The sequence below is a fragment of the Microcoleus sp. OTE_8_concoct_300 genome (assembly GCF_031383065.1).
Classification (GTDB): domain Bacteria; phylum Cyanobacteriota; class Cyanobacteriia; order Cyanobacteriales; family Microcoleaceae; genus Microcoleus.
Map to the genome: position 1 here is coordinate 38,745 of NZ_JANMZH010000504.1, position 19,142 is coordinate 57,886.

Below are 19,142 nucleotides of genomic sequence, written 5' to 3' on the forward strand. Positions count from 1 at the left end.
GTGGGATGGGCATCTTGCGCGTCCCATCAATTGATGAAAAGGATTTTTGCAAGAGGTCTATTAGTTTCGCGTTGCGGGGACTTGGTTTGTGTCTAGTCGGTATTGGCAAAAAACAAGATGAAGTTATCAAAAAAATTTTGGATTGTTACTGGTTTTGTGTACTTTTTAATTCTTCTCAGTATCATGCTTTTAGCAGATACGGGGAAATTAGTCAACTTTCCTCTCGCTCATCCGCCTTATGACAAACTCGGCCACTTTGTTTTGTACGGAATAGCATCTTTTTTGTGTCATAGAGCAACTGGCAAAAAAAAGATGAATTTGTTTAATTATTCAATTCCTTTCGGACCCGCAATTTTTACTATTTTCACTGCTGCGGAAGAAATGCTGCAAGGGATTTTACCAAATCGTAGTGCTAGTATTGAAGATTTTTTATTTAGTTTTTGCGGGATTGCAGCTTTTTATTGGATTGGAGAAGTTTGGGATAGAAAAAAAGGAAATTGAGAAAAACTGCCATACCAAATTTTCATGGGAAGTCGTGATACCATTTGAGATTTTACATTAAAGAATTGAAGAATTGGCAATGACAGATGACCTAATGGTTGGGAGCTTCCCTACAGTTGCATTCTTTTGTTAAACTGGTAGAAATTAGGTTGCGCGCCGCACCCTACGATACTAAAATCTAAAATGGTGTTACTTGCTGAGGTTCTTGATAACTTCGTCGAGTTTATTTGCTGCTTGAGTTTTGCCTTGGTTTCTATATAAATCCCTGGCTTTTTTTACCGACTCTACTGCCTCTGCCCTTTTATTTTGTGCGGACAGGACTTTCGCAAGCATATAATAAAATTCTGGAACCTTAGGTTTGAGACGAATTGCAGTTTCAAAATAGGGAACCGCTTCTGCTAATTTGTTTTGATTGGCTAGAATGCTGCCCAAGTTAGCGTAAGCTTCGGCAAAATTGGGATCTATTTCAATTACTCTGCGAAATGCTGCTTCTGCACTTGCTGTGTTTTGTTGGGCGGCAAAATTTAAGCCTTGTTGGAAATATTCGTTTGCTCCCGTATTTTGAACTAAACTATTGTTTACTGGTGACTCTGCCCGCACGGGTAATATCAATTCCGGTTGCACCGGAATGATGGTCTGTGGTCTGTGGGGGAATGTGGAATTATTGACTGAGACTCGATGGTTCCAATCCAACCGGAAACGATATAAAGAGATATTTGCAGCATAAACTGGAGCAACTGTCAATACGCTGGCTGCTGCTGCTGCCGTGAAAAATTGATTTTTTTTGAACTTGTTTAACATTGGCAATTAACCTAGATTTCCTATCTGGACAATGTGTTTGATAGCGTTCAATTACTCTCTTCCAAAAATGTTTGTACTCGACCGTTGGGTCTCAAAACAACTCGGATTTTCGGGTTTTTTCCATTAGAAACGGCAGAAACAAACGGCTCGCCGGCTAATGGCATATTAGTTTGCTCGATATAATCGGCTGCTGCTTTTCCCATCGGGACAATACTTTGAATTGACCCATTTTCATCGATCAGCACGCTGTATTCCAAAGTTTGTTCCATTCCTTCAGGAGGCTTCCAGCGTTCCTCAAAGTAAGTTCTAGCTTCTGAAACCTGAGGAATTGTATCAAATAAAGTGCTGTTTTTTTTGCTCGCCGAGGCCTGGTTGTTGTCCTCGGACTCGGCGGTTGGTTGAGCGTCCTCAAGGGCTGGGAGTTCGGTACTGGCGGGGGGGACAATCGGCTTGATGGGGCGGGGGAAGGGTTGTGGCGCGGGAACGGGAAATCGGGAAGCAGACAGGGAAGGCGGCAGGGGGGGCGGTACGGCGGGAGCTAGTTTGGGCGGTAATGGGGGCAGCAGGTAGGGTGCTGGTGCGGGTGCTTGGGGGCGGCCCTGGGGCGGTTCTTCGGGGGCGGGAATAGTGATTGTTTGCCCTTGAGGGAATGCTGGGACGCTCTGTTGGGCGCTGGGTGCGCTGCCGTTGGCGGGAAATAGCAGGGGTGGCTGCTGGATGGGGCTGGGTTTGTTGGTGGGGGGAGTTGGGGCGAGGGCGATGGGGGGCAAGCTGGGGCTGGCGGAAGTCCCGGTGTTGATGGGCGGGGGCGGCAGGGGCGGTAAAGCGTTTTTGGCTGGGGGTTTTGGTGCTGGGGGTGTCGGTAGGGCGGGAACTGGACTGGGGGAGACGCCAGCGGCTAACTGGGGGTTGCCTGGAGCGGGGGCTGCGGGGGCTGTGGCGGTTTGCGGGGAGGTGGCGGCCCGATCGAGCATTTTGATAGTTCCTGTCGTCAGGCCGACGCTGGCGACCAGCAATGCTGCCACCTTGAGCCAGGGTGAGGATAGCGGTTGTCGGGGCTCGCGGTTGAGGTTGGGAAGCGCCATCACTTCGGCGGCGCAGTTATCTAGTGCTGTGGCTAAGTCAAACAGTTGCAGGGTGCTCAAGGGAACTACTGGCCCGGATTCTGCAGCGCTCAAAGAGCCTAAAAACAAGTTGTGGGCAAGCAAGCCGCGGGGCTCTAAGCGGGGGGGAACCGGAAGGTAGGAAGTTGGGAGAGAGTAGGGGTTGGAAGTTGCTAGTTCGGAAGTGTTGACGGCTCGATCGAATATGACGGCGTTACCTCCGGCTTCTGGCGAGTCGGGGCCTGCTGCGGTACGATCGATTTGAGAGTTGAGGTTGCTTTCCCAATCGCGGGATTCGCCGAGCAAGTTTTGGACGTAGGTGCTAACAGCTTCGTGGAGGGTTTCGAGTTGAATTCGATCGCCCCTGAGAGTAACGTGTTGGGTATCTGGCAGCCTGGGGTCGTCGAGTCGCAGCTCAAAACTTAAAGATTTAAACACGGGTTGGCCCGCCCAGCGAGATAGAGGCGAACTTTTGGCTGTAATTTCCAGCGTGCAAGTGGGGGGCGTGTACCGTTTGAGAACCATAGCGAAGAAGGAAGAAGGAAGAGGGAAGAAGGAAGAAGGAAGAGGGAATAACTATGTTTTATCTGATATTTTGCAGCATTCTTAACAAGCTTTTTTAGCAACAGGCAAGATGCCTGTTCCACAACAAATAAATTTTTTGGTGGAACAGGCATCTTGCCTGTTCCGGATCTTTGTCATTCTCGTTCCCATTATGCTTAGCTTAATTCTTAGCGCGGTCTAGAAGTGCCAGCCAGAGGCGGCGGTGGCCGCCGGGACTGCTGTAAAATAGCAAATCGATCAGGAGTTTGAGGGCCAAATTAGTCAGTTCTCGGGCCGATAAATTTTCTGCATCTTCCATGCGCGAGCCATAAGTGTTGCTGAACCTGTCAATATAATCTCCCAACAAAGCGATTGTGTGAGGTTCGCGGTTTTGCTCTGCCATTTGTTCGAGCAAAGCTACAGCGCGGCGGATTAAAGCTTGGTGCTGACAGGCCAAATGACAGCTTATCAAAACGAGCGATCGAGCTTCCTCGACATCGAGTTTTTTGCGCCCTCCCTGGCCTTTCCGCAGCGGGTTAGATTGGCGCAGCCGCCACAAAGCTACCCGATCGGCTACCATTGGCTCTAAATTCAGTTCGGCTGCTACCTTGAGCATCGCCTCTGAGCCAATTTCTGCCAGTGCTTCTAGGGCTAACAGCACTAAATCCAGTTGGGCTTTAATGTTGTCCAACTGGGTAGGTTCTGGTGCTTTTCGGGTCAATTCTTCCCAGTTGGGAGATGGACCGGTTTCGTTTGTGGGAGCGGAGGACTTTACGGTCGAGCGCATGGCTTCAGCACGGGAAATTAAGACAGGTTGAGGCAGGATATCAAACAGTATGCAGTGATGAAAGCTTTGCAGCCTGTGGGCAACAGCACATCTGTTAATTTCTCTCCATAGCTCGTTGCTTTGATTCCGGCAATCCTATCTGCTGGACGGAGTTGCGGGTGAAAAGTTGCGGTTTCAAGTTCGATCGATCGCGATCGGCAAAACCCATAGATTTTTACCCCTAACCATGCTACGCCGCAGAGTGACCGAAATCAAATCAGTGCTTTGAAGCTATCGGGACTTATATCAATGCAAATATCCTAGCGCTCTCTAATGCTACTTATAGTCTGTCGCTACTTATAGTCTGTCAGATTATAGTTGTCATTGCTTCTTCTGGCGCCATCTATGGATATTACGGAGCAATTTGGTAAAAAAGTTAGACATTTCCGAAAGCTCAGAAATCTTTCCCAAGATCAGCTTGCAGAACTATCTGAATTACATCGCACCTATATTGGTTCAGTTGAACGAGGTGAAAGGAATATAACGCTACTTAATGCCAGCAAAATAGCTAAGGCATTATCCGTTAGTCTAGCCGATCTGGTAATTGATGATGACTGAAAGAAGACTTGAGCAAATTTTAGCAAGATACCAAAAATCATTTACCGAAAAAATTTATGCAGAAGAGAATGAAGAACACGATATTTTAATGGATGTGTTTGGTATTTCTCCAATAATAAAAAAAGAAAATAGGCAATATTGGGGGCGTGAGTTAGGTATGTGTTGGCAATCGTTAGTTACTGAAACGTGTAAAACATATTGCAGTAGCTTTAAGCCAGCATTGAAAGTTGGAAGCGATGAGCCGTGCGATCTGATTGTTGATGGGTACGCAATAGATACAAAATATCGTATTGGCTCAGGAGATTCTGGAACACTGAAAAAGTTCAAATCTTATGGCGAACTACTTCGTAATCTTAATTACGATCCCGTCTTTTTAATACTTAGACAAGATAATTTGCCCGCAGCTATTACAGCGTGCCAAAAAGGGACTTGGAAAGTTTACACAGGGGACGATTCGTTTAAGTTTATACAAACAATAAGCGGGTTTGATTTAAAGTCATTTCTTATTGAAAAAGTGGGAGAATTCCCTGTATACCGCTGACACTATCAAGGCGCTTGTTGATAATCTCAATGTAGTCAGGTACAATTTCAATACCCACATACCTAATGCCAAATTCTTGCGCCGCCAGCAATGTAGTTCCAGATCCTGCGAAAGGATCGATTAGAATAGAATTTTCCAAACGCGGTACAAATATTTCGACCAGCTTTCTCATTAGAGCGATTGGTTTAACTGTGCAATGGACGTTAAACTCCTCGGTTTTCTCACGCTGTATACCTTCTAAAATATTTGACTGAAAACCACCAAACTGATCTTTAGTATAAAATAGACCAGTACCATACTCCTGTAGAGTTTCCAAGTAATTATTGACCAGTGGTTTTTGAAGTACGCAGATTGCTTCCCATTCGTTCCTCAGACAACTGTGCCAACCATCCCATTTTTCAGAATTTTCATATCCTTTCTTCTCCAACTGTTGTTTGATATTGACACCTTTAGGGATACCGCTCGATCTTTTATAAACAAGAATATCTCTCGCATAGAAACCAGCACTTTCAAGTGCTACTTGTACGTGAGCAACCGTTCGTGTGCTGTTGAAAACTAAAACGGTTGCACCCGGTTTGCAGATCCGAAAAAGCTGCTCGCCCCACTCAAAGCACCACTTTTCATAATCCAGAGTGTTGTTGCGATTCCTTTGATACCATTTTTCGTTTCTGACTCCACCTGCTAAACCGCTGCCATAGGGAATGTTTTTAACAAGGGTTTTATTTCCCTTGCCATTGACTCTTTCAATACGCCTTTGAATTTCTGAGTCATCCCATTTATGACCAATAAATTCATAATTATAAGGTGGGTCAGTGATACAGGCAGAAATATAATTTTCTGGCAATGTCTTCATCACTTCACGACAGTCGCCCACCAAAACTTCATTTGAGGGAGTTTTTTTCATTAGTCAGGCAGTTACTAAAGTGGAAACTAAACTTTAAATTATGCCACATTTGCAGTAGATAGTGAATCTAAATGAGTCGTGAAACACTCTTCTCTTTCCAAACTTCGCGTTCTTTGCGTCTTCGCGGTTCGTAAAAAAAATCACAACTCATTTACACTCGCTATAGGCAGTCTAAATCATAGATTCATTCCAGCTTGTTTTGCTGCATCCAAACATATAATTAGTAATCCACCAGAAATCCCTCAATTCTGACTATTTCAAATAAACCACCGTCACACCTGCACCTCCTTCTTTTTGACTGGCGAGTTCAAAGCGGGAAACCTGCGGGTGATTCGCGAGGAACTCGTGAACGCCGCGCCGCAACTGTCCCGTACCTTTGCCGTGAATTATCCACAGAACTCCGTATTCCACGGCTTTGGAAAGAGCTCTGTCTATTTCGATTTCTGCGTCTGAGACTCTCGCACCCCGTAGGTCGATCGAATTATTAGCAGTGCGAATGGCGATTTCGGGATTGGGTTTTGCAGGTTCCGACGCTGCTTGCTTAGCTTTAGCCGTAGCGAGTGCTTGTGCTTGGGCTGCTACCTTGGCTAATTGAGCTTTAGTTTCCGGTTTTTGACCGTCTAGGGATTCAATTTCTCCGAGTTTGACAGTCATTTTCATAATCCCAAACCGAACGCTCAACTCTTCGTTAGCGTCGGGGCCGCTGAGGACTTCGGCGGTTTGGCCCAAGCTGGGAATGCGGATGCGATCGCCCATTTTCGGCATAAAACTCGGTTTGGGTTTAGCCGGTTGTTGGCGAGATGGCAGGTGTTTTTCAGAAATTTGATTTAAGGTTTCTGTCGCTTGTTGGGCATTTTGAGCCGTCTGGTTGCCCGACTGTAAGCGACGAATGATTTGAGCAATTTCTGATTTTGCCGAGCCTATCGCCTCATTTACTGCCACTTCCTGAGCTATTTTTAGTTCTCGCTCCCGCTCTTGCAAAGCGGCTGCTTTTTGAGAAACTTCTCTGTGCAGTTTTTCGGTTTGGTGTAGCAGTTGAGTTGCTTCTCTGGCCTTAGTTTCCTGTTTCCGGCGCTGTGCTTCGAGTCCAGCAATCACTTGATTAACATCTTGAGAGGCCCCCCCGACATAGGTTTGAGCTTCTTCGACTATGGATGCTAGCAAACCGAGTCTTTTGGCAATGGTGAGGGCGTTGGAACGTCCGGGAATTCCCCACAGCAAGCGATAGGTTGGCTGCATGGAATTGTCGTCAAATTCTACTGAGGCATTTTCAAAGCGGGAGTCTTGATATTTGAGGGCTTTGAGTTCGCCAAAGTGGGTAGTTGCAACTGTTAGTAGGGAATGTTGGGCGAGGTATTTCAACAGGGCGATCGCCAATGCACTGCCTTCTGAGGGGTCTGTCCCCGCTCCTACTTCGTCTAACAAAACTAAAGATTTGGGAATGGGGAATTGGGAATCGGGAATGGGGAATTGGGAATCGGGAATCGTGTCCCCTGAGCGAAGTCGAAGGGTAGTGGAAGTATCGGGAATTGAGTCTCCTGAGCGAAGTCGAAGGGTAGTGGAAGTATCGGGAATTGGGAGGTTTGAATCCTCTTCTCCTCCTTTTTTCAATACTTCTAAAATGCGGCTGATGCGGCGGATATGGCCGGAGAAAGTAGACAAACTTTGCTGCAAAGATTGTTCGTCACCAATATCAGCCAAAATATTGTCGAACCAAGGTAATTCTACGGGTTCGCGGGCGGCAACAAACATTCCTGCTTTCGCCATTAAAGCTGCCAAGCCCAAGGTTTTGAGGGTGACAGTTTTGCCACCAGTGTTGGGGCCGGTGATGGCGACGACGCGGATGTGCGGTCCGATCGTTAAATCGACCGGCACGACTGGAAAGCCTTGCTCGTATTGCTGCTGCCAAACTAATAAAGGATGGCGCAACTGGCGCAGGGTAATTTGCGATCGCAGGTTGCGAATTAATAATTGACTGTTTTCTGAGTTTTCCTCATCTTCTTTTTCCTCATCTTCTGTTTCGGGATTTTTTGGTGCTAATTCGGGTTCTCCCAATTCAATAAATTTCGGCGGATTTGCTTGCAACCAAAAACTATAACGCGCTTTAGCGGCCGCTAAATCTAAAGTTGTAACTACAACCAACAATCTGTCTAAATCGGGTTTTACTGCTGCGACTTGCTCCGTGAGGGCGCGGCGGACTGCTTCTTCTTCGGCTTGTTCTTGCCTGAGTAACTGCCGCATTTGGTTGTTAAGATTGACTGTGCTGTGGGGTTCTACGTACAGTGTCGCGCCGCTGGCAGAGGAGTCATGAACGATGCCCGGTATGGCATCTTTTTGGGGAGCTTTGACGGGAATGACAAAGCGTCCGCTTCTTTGGGTAATTAGCTGTTCTTGTACGGCGTTGGATTGGCGCTGCAAAATCCCCTGCAATATTTGATAAATACGATCGCGCAACTGTCGCATTTGAACTCTAATTCCTGCTAATTTAGGAGTTGCTCTGTCTGCTACTTGAGCGCGATCGTCTATACAGCGATGGATTTCTTGCTCTAGTTCCGGATAAGTCCGCAATTGGGCTGCCAGTTCTTTGAGCGTCGGCACATCTGACTGAAAGTCAATTATCCGGCGCAATTGCCTTGCTCCGGCGAGGGTAGTAGCAATTCCCAGCAATTCTTCGCCGCTGAGCAAACCTTGGAGTTCAGCTCGCTGCAGGGAAGTGCCGATGTCTTGGATTCCTTCAAAACTCAAAGCACCGCCAGCGCGACTCTCTAACTGATAAGCTTCCTCTGTTTGGGCCTTGAGTTCTGCTGTTTGAGCTATCGTTGCCGGGATTTGGAGGTCGAGGGCGGCGGCGACGCCGAGTTTGGTAGCAGCGAAGGTAGCCAAGTGCTGACACAGGCGCGGCCATTCTAATAGTTCGAGTGTTTCGGATTGAATCAAAGTTGAGGTGGTGTTGGTAATTGGCATTCCCAGGCGCTGACCTAGAAGGTTAATTAGACGATACTATCGATCAATTCTTCGGATAATTTTTGATAGTCAACAGTAGAGTGAGGGTTCCAGCGCAATCTGCCTGCACAGGACAAAGCTGACTACTTGCCTCAAAACCTAAGTTCAACTGTGCGGACTCGGGACTTTGCTAAACCCGGTTATTTGGTAAATTTCTCGTGACTTGCCGCCCAACTCGTAGAAACCGGGTTTCTCGCCTATGGACCTGGGCCATGAAACTGTCCGAAGTATTGATTGATTAATTTTAAAGTTTTTTTATTCTTTCCGGGCGCAACTTGAGGAAGATTTAGGAGAGTTGTCAGCCGTCCTTCACCAGAAAGCTGTGATGTAAAAGCCCAATTACGAAGGCGAGATTTGGCTTTTTTGCCTGGCGCGTCTAAAATTATACCTTCTACCTAGCTATTTTGGGGTTTGAGCGAACTGGGATGGGCTGTTTTTTGTGGGATTGAACTATTTGGGAATTTTAAATATGTCGGCGCAATTATGGCCGTTGTATCCTAAAAAGTAATTTGTGGAGCTGGTACAAGTATGGCAAAGATTCTAGCGATCATCGGGGATGCTGTGACTGTTGAAGTCGTGCAAGAGTTGCTGGGGAGGGAGGGACATCAGGTGAGAGTCGCTCCCGACGGTAAGGAGGGTTTAGACTTAGCGAGGGAATTTTCGCCGGATGTGATAATTTGCGACGGGACTTCGCCTCAAATCAACTTTTTGGATCTGTGCCGGCTGCTGAAGGCCGATCGAGAATTAGCGAGGGCCTATTTTATTGTGCTGACAACAGCCTCGCGCTTTGAAGAATCCCAAGAATTGGAGGCGCCCTTTGACGATTTTCTGTTTAAACCGATAGTTAAGCAGGAATTGTTGGGGCGGGTGCGCGCGTCTAAGCGAGCGCGCGAGTTGAGGGCGCAGTTGGATCTCGCCCAGGAAGAATTGCAACTGTCGCGCGATCGAATGCTGCAAAGTGAAAAAATGTCGAGTTTAGGCGAATTGGTATCTGGTATCGCCCACGAAATTAACAACCCAATTACTTTTATTTACAGCAATCTAACTCACGTCCGAAGCTACGCTACCGATTTAATTGAACTGCTGCGCTTGTATCAAAAAGAGCTAGTCAATCCCGGCTCAGAAATTCTGCAAAAACAGCAAGATATGGATGTGGAATTCGTTCTCGACGATTTATTAAAAATTGTGAGTTCCATACGTACCGGGAGCGATCGCATCCGCCAATTAATCTTGTCGCTACAGGATTTTTCCCGCAGCGATCGATCGGGCTGGCAGTTATTCGATGTTTCCGACGGTTTAGAAAATACTCTGTTGTTGTTGCAGCACCGCTTACCGGCTCGCGAGGGCAGGCGAGACATCAAGGTGATGAAAGAATTCGGCAATTTGCCACAGATTGAGTGTTATGCAGGTCTGCTCAATCAAGCTTTTCTGAATATTATCAATCATGTGATCGATGCTTTGGAAGAGTCTGCTCAAGAGTTGGAGGAGTTGGAATCAATCCAATTTAAGCCTGTGATTTTGATTAGCACTCAGGTAGTCGATGCTCAGCGGATTCGTATTGAGATTGCTGATAACGACATGGCAATCAGCAAAGATATCACAGCGCAAATTTCCGATCCATTTTTGGTTGCCAAACCGACCGGACCCACCATCCCATTGGGACTTGCTCTCAGCTATCGGATAATTGTAGAGCAGCACAAAGGAGAGTTAAAGTGTTTTTCGGAACCGGGTAAAGGTACTAAATTTAGGATAGAAATCCCGCTGCGTCACAGTTAATTAATAGTATTTATCCTTGAGTAGGGGCTGGTTTTTGAGATTATTGGTTTGAGTCAAAAATGGTTGTGAATCCGCCCCTACAATGACTGCACAAAAATTGAAAAATGTAAAATTTTGTATAGGAAAGGGCAGAAGTTACGAAAAATAGACGATAGTTTATGTTTAAGAGATGTCAAGCGTCCGCGAAAATAAAATTTAATTAGGTAAGAAAATGGTAGTAGCAGCACCAGTTCAATCCGGCAGTCAGTCGATTTTTCAAACTCGCTACGACAACTTTATCGGCGGCAAGTGGGTGCCACCAGTGAAAGGGACATACTCGGAAAACCTTTCTCCAATAACAGGAAAATCAATTTGTCAAGTCCCCCGATCGAGCGTCGAGGATGTAGAATTGGCACTCGATGCCGCCCACGCTGCGAAAGACAAGTGGGGTAAGACTTCCCCAGCCGAGAGGGCGCGGGTTTTAAACAAAATAGCCGATCGCATCGAAGAAAACCTCGATCGCCTCGCCATCGCCGAAACCTGGGACAACGGTAAACCAATTCGCGAAACCCGCGCCGCAGACATACCGCTGGCGATCGACCATTTCCGCTACTTCGCAAGCTGCATCCGAACTCAAGAAGGCTCGATCGGGGAACTCGACGAAACCACAGTCGCCTACCACTTCCACGAACCCCTAGGCGTCATCGGACAAATCATCCCCTGGAACTTCCCGATATTAATGGCCGCCTGGAAACTCGCCCCAGCCCTCGCCGCCGGAAACTGCGTCGTCCTCAAACCAGCAGGTCCCACCCCCGCCTCAATCTTGGTACTGATGGAAATCATCGCCGACTTAGTACCAGACGGCGCAATCAACGTCATAAACGGGCCAGGCGCCGAAATCGGCAAAACCCTCGCCACCAGTCCCCGGATTGCCAAAGTCGCCTTCACCGGCGAAACCACCACCGGCAGGCTAATCATGCAATACGCCTCCCAAAACCTCATCCCCGTCACCCTAGAACTAGGCGGCAAATCCCCCAACATTTTCTTTGAAGATATCTGCGCCCAAGATGATGAATTCCTCGACAAAGCAGTCGAAGGATTAGTCATGTTTGCGTTCAATCAAGGCGAAGTGTGCACCTGTCCCTCCCGCGCCTTAATTCAGGAGTCAATCTACGATCGATTCATGGAAAGGGCGATCGAACGCATCCGCCAAATCAAGCAAGACAACCCCTTAGATCCGACAACCGCCCTCGGCGCGCAAGTCTCCATCAACCAGATGGAAAAAATCGCCGAATACGTCAAAATCGGTCACGCCGAAGGCGCAGAATGCCTGATTGGTGGCGAAAGAAAAATCTTAGGCGGCGACTTGCAAGACGGCTATTATTTCCAGCCTACAGTCTTCAAAGGAAACAACAAAATGCGAATTTTCCAAGAAGAAATCTTCGGCCCAGTATTAGCAGTCACCACCTTCAAAGACGAAGCCGAAGCATTAGAAATTGCCAACGATACTCTCTACGGTTTAGGTGCAGGAGTTTGGACTCGCGACATCAACACCGCCTACCGCATGGGTCGCGCCGTTCAAGCCGGCCGCGTGTGGACAAACTGCTATCACCTATATCCGGCCCACGCAGCATTCGGCGGCTACAAATCATCTGGTATCGGCCGCGAAAATCACAAAATGATGTTAGATCACTACCAGCAAACTAAGAATTTGTTAGTCAGCTACAGCCCCAAAGCATTAGGTTTCTTCTAAGCCATATCAAACCCCGTACAACTAAAATTGCTCTAATTCATCTGCGTTAATCTGTGTTGCATCTGCCCTCATCTGCGGTAAAAAAAAGAGAATTTCGTAACCGCAGATGACAATTGATTGACGCGGATTCACGCAGATGTCGAGCTTCCATATTCCTTCTTTATTCTTCTAAAATGGAAACGATCGCAAAAGTCACCGCAACAGAAGCCGCTTTAAAATTAATCAACTATCTCAAAACTCAACACGGAGAATTGATGTTTCACCAATCCGGCGGCTGCTGCGACGGTAGTTCCCCCATGTGCTTTCCCGATGGCGAATTGATAATCGGTGATGGTGACGTATTGCTGGGCGAAATAGGCGGTTGTCCCTTTTATATTGCAGCGCAGCAATACAAATATTGGCAGCACACGCAGTTAATTATAGACGTGGCATCGGGACCCGGAGGCAGCGATTTTTCCCTGGAAGGGCCGGATGGAGAGCGTTTTATTACTCGTTCTCGCTTGTTTGCTAATGCTGATTAACTCTGTTTATCCTTAACTTGTCTGCAGTTTCTCTAAAAACATGAATTTGCTTAAGCCTGAAACCTGGTTTCTTTCATGGCAGCGAAAAAAACTATTTTTATTTAAGTTTTTATCTAAGTTTCTGGCGTGGGCTAACGACGACCAATTTTCTGACGAGGGCAAAAGCATCTTATTTTTAGAATACTTGCTGGACAAAAGTTTCAGCCATTATTTGAGTTTGGTTGCCCAAAATTAAACCCCTGATAGCGTAAAGCTTTCAGGATTTAGAGGCGTTTGCCCTGCTTTGCTGACTAATTTCACGGCTAGTGCGTTGATCTTCGTGGACAATCGGTAATCTTTCAGCTTGAAAATTTGCCAGAGCTTCTGCCATATTAGCACTAGACATGAGGTGTCGTGATAAAGACAAACCATCTTCCCAACCTGATGTCATACCTCTAGCGCGTGTCGGACTTTGCGCGTGAGCCGCGTCACCAATTAAGATAACACGGCCATCATATAGTTGAGGCAGGGGCTCAATGTCATAGGAATAACGACAGACAATATTTTCCAAAGGGGTTGACTCAATCACATTTCGCGCATCCTCTGGGAGTTTTGCCAATTCTTGGGGAGGAATAATGATATTAGTGGGTTGTAGTGTGCCTACTTCAAAATCGGCCAGATCCTTTTCCAGAAAGAAACCCCAATGAGTACGATTTGCACCAAGATCAACGAAATTGGCATAAATTCCTCGGTCGCGTACATAAAGCAAATAGTTTCCTTCTGGACAGAAGTTATTATCTGTTACAATTCCTCGCCATACTAGATCACCTAAATAACACAATTCTACACCCGGAACTACAAATTGACGAACCTTAGAAACTATTCCATCGGCACCAATTAACAGATCTCCTTCCCAGTGACTGCCATCTTTAAAGTGCGCGATCGCGCTATGCTCGGTTTGGGCGATCGACAATAATTCAGCATTAAAATGAATAGTGTCAGGGGGTAACTCCTCCAGGAGTGCTTCTAAAATAGCTTTGCGGGGTACCAGCATTCCTGGGAGTTGATTTTCCCCAGAGGTGACGGGTTTAGAATTGATGACATCGCCGCGGAGGTTGCGAAACTCGAATAATTTAACCGGAGCGCCTGAGTTAATAATTTTCTGGCTAATTTGAGGGTTTCCTTGATGCAGCGCTTCCATACCTGCTTGCACGATCATGATACCACCGCCATCGGTGCGCGGATGGGGTGCTTTTTCAAACAAGGTAACTTGAAATCCTTGTTGAATCAGCAAAATTGCCAGATAAACTCCTGATGCTCCGGCGCCGATAATACCTATCCTACTCTGGGACGAAAGCATTATTGCTTCTCCTGATTTAAGATTGCCGATCGGTTCTCAAACACTATTGTAATTAAGGAAAATCCAATTGGGGCGATCGCTCAATTGCGGATTGAGATTTTGCTGATAATAGCGACAGCTTGAAACCTGCAGCTATTATCAGTATCTGGGCTGATGCAGGATTAATTATTAATTGGCGACTTCAAAATTCACGAACTCAAAACTTAAGACTACTTTAAGCTTGAGTATTTTTAATGAGAGCCAATTCAATTTTGTCACCAGCCTTGTGACTCACTTGTGCGCGCAAACCTGGTCCAAAAAAAGTAGCTATTTTGTCTTGCTTTTCTTCCCAGACTTCGATCGGGATTAGTGGCGAATAAAACTCTAAAATTAACCCATAAGCACCATCAACATCAACTTCCCGCAACCCTTGTAGGAGGGGTCGTTCCTCGTCTGTCGGGGCCAGGCCCAAGCGCTCCAAAGCATCATCTAAGTGCGCGGGTTGACCGTAGCGAAATCGGGTGATATCTTTGCGGACTTGGTTTTGAGTATCTGTGGCCTGACTTTCTCGGAGGAGGAGAACTTCAGCAGAGGTAGGTTCGGTGAACTCCACTGGTTCGAGTTCGGCCGCTTTCAAGGCCAAACCTCCCAGCAACAGCGGAATTCCATAAAAAAAACCGGCTAGGTTGAGGGTTGGTTTGTCTGTGAAGTAGGCTGCGAACCCGACTGCTGCTATAATACCGCCCACAACTAAGGCTAGGTTTGCTAAAGAAATTTTACGTAACATATTAGTGAGGTAGTTAGCTCGAATCAACAAGATACTTTAATTATTATCTGTCAAAAAGTCTTGAATAAATTTAGTTTTTTTGCCAAAAGACCTGCAAAAACTGCTAGCATCTATGAGCGCGCTCGCGGTGTGCATCCACAGTCTTGTCTATAGCTTCAGAAGCTTATCCAGCCGGACTCGCCCGGGCGCGTTCGGGGTAAATATCCGTGTTAATTGCGCGGCGTTGGTTCCAGAAGGCAATCGAGATCGGCAGTATCATCAAAGTATACAGAGTGGCGCTCGCGATCGACACTCTTGCCCTTTCAACCATTTTTCGGACATGATTAAAGACGAAGACAAACAAACTGCAGGAGCAAACAAGTCGGTTCTGGAGCAGATTAACTCGCTCAAACGCGAAGATGAAAGGCTTTATAATATCTTAGCGATCGATGTCTGGGCCCTAGCCAAGACAATGGATGAATATCAACCGGGATTTTGGGCTGCTTTTATGAAAAACCGGGAGAAGGCCCTGAAGCGATTTTTAGCTGGAATGATGAAAAATAAACCCGCAGAGACCAAACGTCCGCCTTTTTTGCGCTGAAATCTGGCTGAACTTTTGCTGAAGTTTTGATGTACAATCAAACTATAACACAGACCCAAAAACCCTGAGCACGTTCATCACATCCAATATAAAAACAGTGAAGGATTTGCCCAGAAAGGTATGTCGGTGAATTAAGAATCCCCGTCTGTTGGCAGGGGAGAATGTCAAATATTTTTGTTAATACTAGCAAAGGCAAAAAAACAATGGATGCACAGACAATCAAAGAGCGCGTAGCAGAGATCGAGAGCAAGCGGGAATCCCTCGTGCGGCTGTTAGATCGATCGGACTTGGGAGCCCTGAGAATAGATGTGAGTCAGGCGATCGAAGAAATTGATGATCTCTTAGAAGAATTCAAGCGTACTTTTAACAGTTAAGTAGTTAGTGGTCATTAGTCAGTAGTCATTAGTCAGTAGTTGTCAGTGGTCATTAGTTGTCGCGCATTTAATTTGGATAGTTATGTTAGTAAAAATCTTGTGGGGTGGCCACCTTGCCCGCCCAAAAAGTGTAAATTAAATGCAGTACAGCTTAATAGCTAACAAGAACCTACACTGCTAACTGCAAATTTGACAACAGACAACTGACCACTGAAAACTAATGACTACTGACTAATGACTAATAACTAATGACTAATTCATCACCATATCGATCAAAATTTTGTGATAACCGTGCTATATTGTTTCTACAGCTTCACTCACGCTATGCAGATTTTGTGAATCCCAGAGTTTGCTAGAAAGTTGATAGAAGCCAAAACCCTTGCAGGACTTTGAAAAATCAATATGTACGTCAAAACACAATCCACACCTGAGACGGTTAAAGTTCAGTCCGATAACGGTACTCTCCGATTGCAGTTCAGTACCAAATACAATCCTATTTTTGGGGGCAAGCGAAAGCATCAGGGCTTAAGCCTGAAGGACACTCCCGAAAACTGGCAAAAGGCGATCGCGATCGCTTGGAGGATTGAAGGTGACTTACAGCACCCAGACTGGCAACAATTGTTTGACCCCAGCTTTGCCAAGTACGGCTTAAAAACCAAGTATGCTGCTGAACTCAAGCTGGCAGCACCGATTCCAGAACCAGAACCTGAGATGACTGTTGGGGCAATGTGGGAGGATTATTTGGAGTGGAAACAACCACAACTAGAACCAACTACTTTTAAATTGAATTATCAAATTGCGTTTACTAATGCTGTGAAAGGTTTAGTCTGGGATAACCGACTACGATCGCATACTATTGGCAGTTGCGGTTCGATCTGGGATAACCCTATAAACGCGATAGATATTGATCGATTCAAGCAATCTCCCTTGAGTTCTACGACAAAGCGCAAAGTCTTAGCAGCGCTGGCAGAGGCGTTTACCCGCTTACAATCACTAGGCAAAACCAAACTTTCGGCTAACCCGTTCATAATAATCGGAGGTATTACCGAGAACAAAACTGATAAGTACAAGTCAATAATTAACGCCAATGGTGAGATACAAGAATGGTGGAACACAAGCAACCATGACTTAACTTCAGAAGATACTGATACTCGTGCTTTTACCAAAGATGAACGTGACATCATTATCAAAGCTTTTTATGAATCCGATAAACTCGCTACCCGTCAAGCAGCACCTCTGATTGAGTTTCTGTTTTTAACAGGATGTCGCAGTGGTGAAGCCTTCGCTTTAAGGTGGCAAGATGTATGGAAAGGAAAAGATAATCAATACCTGGTAATTGGAAAATCCTACAATGGTAGGCTTCAAAACACGCAAGTTACGAAAACTAAAGAAATTCGATTGTTTAAGCTTTATCCTAAGCTTAACGACTTGCTGTTGCGTATCAAGCCTGCTGATGTTAAGTCTACTGACTTGATATTTTTCAACACTCAAGGTGCATCATATAACTCTGGTAGTTTAGACGCTGTTTGGAGAGAATATAGGGGGAAGAAAAACAATAAAATCTATACCTATCCCGGTGTAATTACTCGACTGGTAGAGGAAGGTAAAATCTCAGGCTACCTAAGCCCTTACCATACCAGGCACACATTTATCACCCTACAGGCTCAATCGGGTACAGATTTATTGCTATTGGCTACCGCCTGTGGTAATAGCGTAGAAGTAATTCAACGACACTACCTCGGTATTGATACCACCGTTGAGATGATAGATATCTAGCCCTACTCCCACCCTACCGACCGCCCCCTAAAAAGGGCGGTTTTTTTATTGGCGATCGTCCTGCACGGAAGAAGAAAACTTTCACTCACGCTATGTGTATGGTGTGAATCAAAACGTGATTCTCTATAAATGAGAGTATTTAAGTGCATTTTTAAGCTTAGCCGCCTAAGTTAGGCGGCTACTTGTATAAAAAGACTGAATATGACCGATTTTGAGGGTTGACGCGAGGCGCAAAATACTGCGATCGTAAAAAGTGAGAGACAGCCACACAGCCACCGGGTTGCACCCCGATGACTGCTGTTTTCTCAATTGGTCTAAGCAATTGAGAGCTTTATTATGTCACAAAATCTTTGTGCGAGCGACCCCCGATCGCAATTTTTAACGTACTCGTGGGACGCTCCTCTGGCGCTTCGTTGGTATCGGGATGCCGTGTTTGACGGTATTTCCCATACGGTAGCGCTTCAGGTTCTTACTGTTTGCCGTAGCGCCCACTGGCTGCACTACTACCAAGCTCCGGTGCTACTGCCAGAACAGGTAGATGCCATTTACACCGTCGAGCCAAAAACTACAGACAGGTTAATTCGCAATTTTGAAGGGCAACTAACAAGTGACGGGCTTTTTGCTTGCCCGGAGACATTCTTGCAGCACTCGGAACCCGTATTAGGGCTGTGTTGGATAGGTAAACCTCATCTTAACTACCTGTTGCCCCCACGAGCCGTGCTTAAGCTGGCTTGTTGGATGCCAGCCACTATCAACACCATGCGGGCTTTGGATTATGTTGACGATATTGCTTCTGCGTACTACGAGCCACTACCCGAATGCGTGAGGATGACTCAACACTACCAGGCAGTAGAACGGCGAACCGCTGCTAAAGATAGATTGGCGATGGTTGCGGAGGCGCAAGAGCGAGGAATCTACGCTTACGCCAAGCACTTTGGTGACATAAAGTCTGGAGTTACTTGGAAGCGGCTACTTACCCACTACGAACGGGGCGGACAGTTCCCGCCTACACGGGAGGAGCTAAACGACATATTGCTTGAGTTTTAACTACCTTCATTTCTAGGGTTAGCCGCCTAACACGGGCGGCTATTCGTGGGAAAGGACTTACTTGCTCAGGTAATAAGTCTTTTCTTTTATTCACCTGTGTCACGTGATTGAAAACACTTAGCTGTCGAGAATAAACAATGGAAATTGAAACTACCCCTTGGTACGAAACGAGAAGCCTTATCTCACCTCAAATTGAGATGATTCAAAAAGACGGGATGATTCAGTACAAGGACTCATTCTTAAAAAAGGAAAGTCCAAAAAACGCAACAGTCAAAGCAAGATTTATCCACTACAACGCGAATTACGTCAAATATTGCTTCCTTAAGGAGTTTTACCAGCTTCTGTTTGATGGGGTTAGGCAGGAGGGGTTTAAAGGTGACAGCAACGAGCTAGTTGCCTTGCTAGCTGAGGTCACAACCGAGTTTGCTCAATACTGCCAAGAACAGCCCTC

20 protein-coding genes are annotated in these 19,142 nt (G+C 46.2%); 13 read left to right on the forward strand and 7 right to left on the reverse strand.

Annotated elements, in window-relative coordinates; translation table 11 throughout:
- Nucleotides 1–102 precede the first annotated feature (102 nt).
- Nucleotides 103–501, forward strand: coding sequence for a VanZ family protein (locus ACUVJL_RS23005; protein ID WP_445247956.1), 399 nt, complete (start codon nt 103–105; stop codon nt 499–501).
- A 189-nt stretch (nt 502–690) separates the two neighbouring features.
- Here the strand turns inward: ACUVJL_RS23005 and ACUVJL_RS23010 are convergent, their stop codons facing one another.
- Nucleotides 691–1,302, reverse strand: coding sequence for a tetratricopeptide repeat protein (locus ACUVJL_RS23010; protein ID WP_445247957.1), 612 nt, complete (start codon nt 1,300–1,302; stop codon nt 691–693).
- Nucleotides 1,303–1,349: 47 nt separating this feature from the next.
- Nucleotides 1,350–2,930, reverse strand: coding sequence for a DUF4335 domain-containing protein (locus ACUVJL_RS23015; protein ID WP_445247958.1), 1,581 nt, complete (start codon nt 2,928–2,930; stop codon nt 1,350–1,352).
- Between ACUVJL_RS23015 and ACUVJL_RS23020 the strand changes: the two genes are divergently transcribed.
- The gene (locus ACUVJL_RS23020; RefSeq protein WP_333224445.1) at nt 2,878–3,015 is read left to right on the forward strand and encodes a hypothetical protein; all 138 of its coding nucleotides are present in this window, start codon (nt 2,878–2,880) and stop codon (nt 3,013–3,015) included. The two genes, ACUVJL_RS23015 and ACUVJL_RS23020, sit on opposite strands and share 53 nt — an antisense overlap.
- A 114-nt stretch (nt 3,016–3,129) precedes the next feature.
- Here ACUVJL_RS23020 and ACUVJL_RS23025 read toward each other — a convergent pair whose 3' ends face one another.
- Complete coding sequence (locus ACUVJL_RS23025; RefSeq protein WP_445247959.1) at nt 3,130–3,735, reverse strand: DUF3038 domain-containing protein; 606 nt, start codon at nt 3,733–3,735, stop codon at nt 3,130–3,132.
- A gap of 357 nt (nt 3,736–4,092) precedes the next feature.
- Between ACUVJL_RS23025 and ACUVJL_RS23030 the strand changes: the two genes are divergently transcribed.
- Together ACUVJL_RS23030 and ACUVJL_RS23035 are read left to right on the forward strand one after the other, a co-directional pair.
- Nucleotides 4,093–4,332, forward strand: a complete 240-nt coding sequence (locus ACUVJL_RS23030; protein WP_445247960.1) for a helix-turn-helix domain-containing protein — start codon at nt 4,093–4,095, stop codon at nt 4,330–4,332.
- Entirely contained in the window at nt 4,322–4,873 is a 552-nt protein-coding gene (locus tag ACUVJL_RS23035) for a hypothetical protein (RefSeq protein WP_445247961.1), read from the forward strand. The genes ACUVJL_RS23030 and ACUVJL_RS23035 overlap by 11 nt, the downstream gene beginning before the upstream one ends.
- Here the strand turns inward: ACUVJL_RS23035 and ACUVJL_RS23040 are convergent.
- Nucleotides 4,836–5,777, reverse strand: a complete 942-nt coding sequence (locus ACUVJL_RS23040) for a DNA-methyltransferase (RefSeq protein WP_445247962.1) — start codon at nt 5,775–5,777, stop codon at nt 4,836–4,838. The two genes, ACUVJL_RS23035 and ACUVJL_RS23040, sit on opposite strands and share 38 nt — an antisense overlap.
- A gap of 252 nt (nt 5,778–6,029) precedes the next feature.
- On the reverse strand, nt 6,030–8,714 hold the full coding sequence (locus ACUVJL_RS23045) for an endonuclease MutS2 (protein ID WP_445247974.1): 2,685 nt from the start codon (nt 8,712–8,714) through the stop codon (nt 6,030–6,032).
- 594 nt (nt 8,715–9,308) lie between these two features.
- On the opposite strand from ACUVJL_RS23045, the gene ACUVJL_RS23050 reads away from it, so the two are divergent.
- The 4 genes from ACUVJL_RS23050 (at nt 9,309) to ACUVJL_RS23065 (ending at nt 13,044) form a co-directional block, all read left to right on the forward strand.
- Nucleotides 9,309–10,556 (forward strand): hybrid sensor histidine kinase/response regulator, encoded by a 1,248-nt coding sequence (locus ACUVJL_RS23050; protein ID WP_445247963.1) that lies wholly within the window; start codon nt 9,309–9,311, stop codon nt 10,554–10,556.
- 211 nt (nt 10,557–10,767) lie between these two features.
- On the forward strand, nt 10,768–12,288 hold the full coding sequence (gene exaC, locus ACUVJL_RS23055) for an acetaldehyde dehydrogenase ExaC (RefSeq protein WP_445247964.1): 1,521 nt from the start codon (nt 10,768–10,770) through the stop codon (nt 12,286–12,288).
- 173 nt (nt 12,289–12,461) lie between these two features.
- A complete protein-coding gene (locus ACUVJL_RS23060) occupies nt 12,462–12,809 on the forward strand; it encodes a DUF779 domain-containing protein (RefSeq protein ID WP_445247965.1) in 348 nt (115 codons plus the stop codon).
- A gap of 40 nt (nt 12,810–12,849) precedes the next feature.
- Complete coding sequence (locus ACUVJL_RS23065) at nt 12,850–13,044, forward strand: hypothetical protein (RefSeq protein WP_445247966.1); 195 nt, start codon at nt 12,850–12,852, stop codon at nt 13,042–13,044.
- A 21-nt stretch (nt 13,045–13,065) separates the two neighbouring features.
- On the opposite strand, the gene ACUVJL_RS23070 is transcribed toward ACUVJL_RS23065, so the two are convergent.
- Nucleotides 13,066–14,148, reverse strand: coding sequence for an FAD-dependent monooxygenase (locus ACUVJL_RS23070; protein ID WP_445247967.1), 1,083 nt, complete (start codon nt 14,146–14,148; stop codon nt 13,066–13,068).
- Nucleotides 14,149–14,362: 214 nt separating this feature from the next.
- Nucleotides 14,363–14,914, reverse strand: a complete 552-nt coding sequence (locus tag ACUVJL_RS23075) for a DUF2854 domain-containing protein (RefSeq protein WP_333122595.1) — start codon at nt 14,912–14,914, stop codon at nt 14,363–14,365.
- Between the two features lie 319 nt (nt 14,915–15,233).
- Between ACUVJL_RS23075 and ACUVJL_RS23080 the strand changes: the two genes are divergently transcribed.
- The 5 genes from ACUVJL_RS23080 to ACUVJL_RS23100 form a co-directional block, all read left to right on the forward strand.
- Nucleotides 15,234–15,494 (forward strand): hypothetical protein, encoded by a 261-nt coding sequence (locus ACUVJL_RS23080; protein WP_445247968.1) that lies wholly within the window; start codon nt 15,234–15,236, stop codon nt 15,492–15,494.
- 161 nt (nt 15,495–15,655) lie between these two features.
- Nucleotides 15,656–15,868: a hypothetical protein gene (locus ACUVJL_RS23085; RefSeq protein ID WP_445247975.1), complete on the forward strand. Its 213-nt coding sequence runs from the start codon at nt 15,656–15,658 to the stop codon at nt 15,866–15,868.
- Nucleotides 15,869–16,270: 402 nt separating this feature from the next.
- On the forward strand, nt 16,271–17,644 hold the full coding sequence (locus ACUVJL_RS23090) for a tyrosine-type recombinase/integrase (protein ID WP_445247969.1): 1,374 nt from the start codon (nt 16,271–16,273) through the stop codon (nt 17,642–17,644).
- A gap of 336 nt (nt 17,645–17,980) precedes the next feature.
- Nucleotides 17,981–18,691, forward strand: a complete 711-nt coding sequence (locus tag ACUVJL_RS23095; protein WP_445247970.1) for a hypothetical protein — start codon at nt 17,981–17,983, stop codon at nt 18,689–18,691.
- A gap of 137 nt (nt 18,692–18,828) precedes the next feature.
- The coding region (locus ACUVJL_RS23100) for a hypothetical protein (protein ID WP_445247971.1) at nt 18,829–19,142 on the forward strand (314 nt) is incomplete at its 3' end.

Bases quoted from the DNA above. Each gene is read 5' to 3' on its own strand.
- ACUVJL_RS23070 (WP_445247967.1), bottom strand. From the start codon at position 14,148: ATGCTTTCGTCCCAGAGTAGGATAGGTATTATCGGCGCCGGAGCATCA.
- ACUVJL_RS23095 (WP_445247970.1), top strand. From the start codon at position 17,981: ATGTCACAAAATCTTTGTGCGAGCGACCCCCGATCGCAATTTTTAACG.
- ACUVJL_RS23040 (WP_445247962.1), bottom strand. From the start codon at position 5,777: ATGAAAAAAACTCCCTCAAATGAAGTTTTGGTGGGCGACTGTCGTGAA.
- ACUVJL_RS23075 (WP_333122595.1), bottom strand. From the start codon at position 14,914: ATGTTACGTAAAATTTCTTTAGCAAACCTAGCCTTAGTTGTGGGCGGT.
- ACUVJL_RS23035 (WP_445247961.1), top strand. From the start codon at position 4,322: ATGATGACTGAAAGAAGACTTGAGCAAATTTTAGCAAGATACCAAAAA.
- ACUVJL_RS23085 (WP_445247975.1), top strand. From the start codon at position 15,656: ATGTCAAATATTTTTGTTAATACTAGCAAAGGCAAAAAAACAATGGAT.
- ACUVJL_RS23090 (WP_445247969.1), top strand. From the start codon at position 16,271: ATGTACGTCAAAACACAATCCACACCTGAGACGGTTAAAGTTCAGTCC.
- ACUVJL_RS23010 (WP_445247957.1), bottom strand. From the start codon at position 1,302: ATGTTAAACAAGTTCAAAAAAAATCAATTTTTCACGGCAGCAGCAGCA.
- ACUVJL_RS23050 (WP_445247963.1), top strand. From the start codon at position 9,309: ATGGCAAAGATTCTAGCGATCATCGGGGATGCTGTGACTGTTGAAGTC.
- ACUVJL_RS23015 (WP_445247958.1), bottom strand. From the start codon at position 2,930: ATGGTTCTCAAACGGTACACGCCCCCCACTTGCACGCTGGAAATTACA.
- ACUVJL_RS23060 (WP_445247965.1), top strand. From the start codon at position 12,462: ATGGAAACGATCGCAAAAGTCACCGCAACAGAAGCCGCTTTAAAATTA.
- ACUVJL_RS23065 (WP_445247966.1), top strand. From the start codon at position 12,850: ATGAATTTGCTTAAGCCTGAAACCTGGTTTCTTTCATGGCAGCGAAAA.
- ACUVJL_RS23025 (WP_445247959.1), bottom strand. From the start codon at position 3,735: ATGCGCTCGACCGTAAAGTCCTCCGCTCCCACAAACGAAACCGGTCCA.
- exaC (WP_445247964.1), top strand. From the start codon at position 10,768: ATGGTAGTAGCAGCACCAGTTCAATCCGGCAGTCAGTCGATTTTTCAA.
- ACUVJL_RS23080 (WP_445247968.1), top strand. From the start codon at position 15,234: ATGATTAAAGACGAAGACAAACAAACTGCAGGAGCAAACAAGTCGGTT.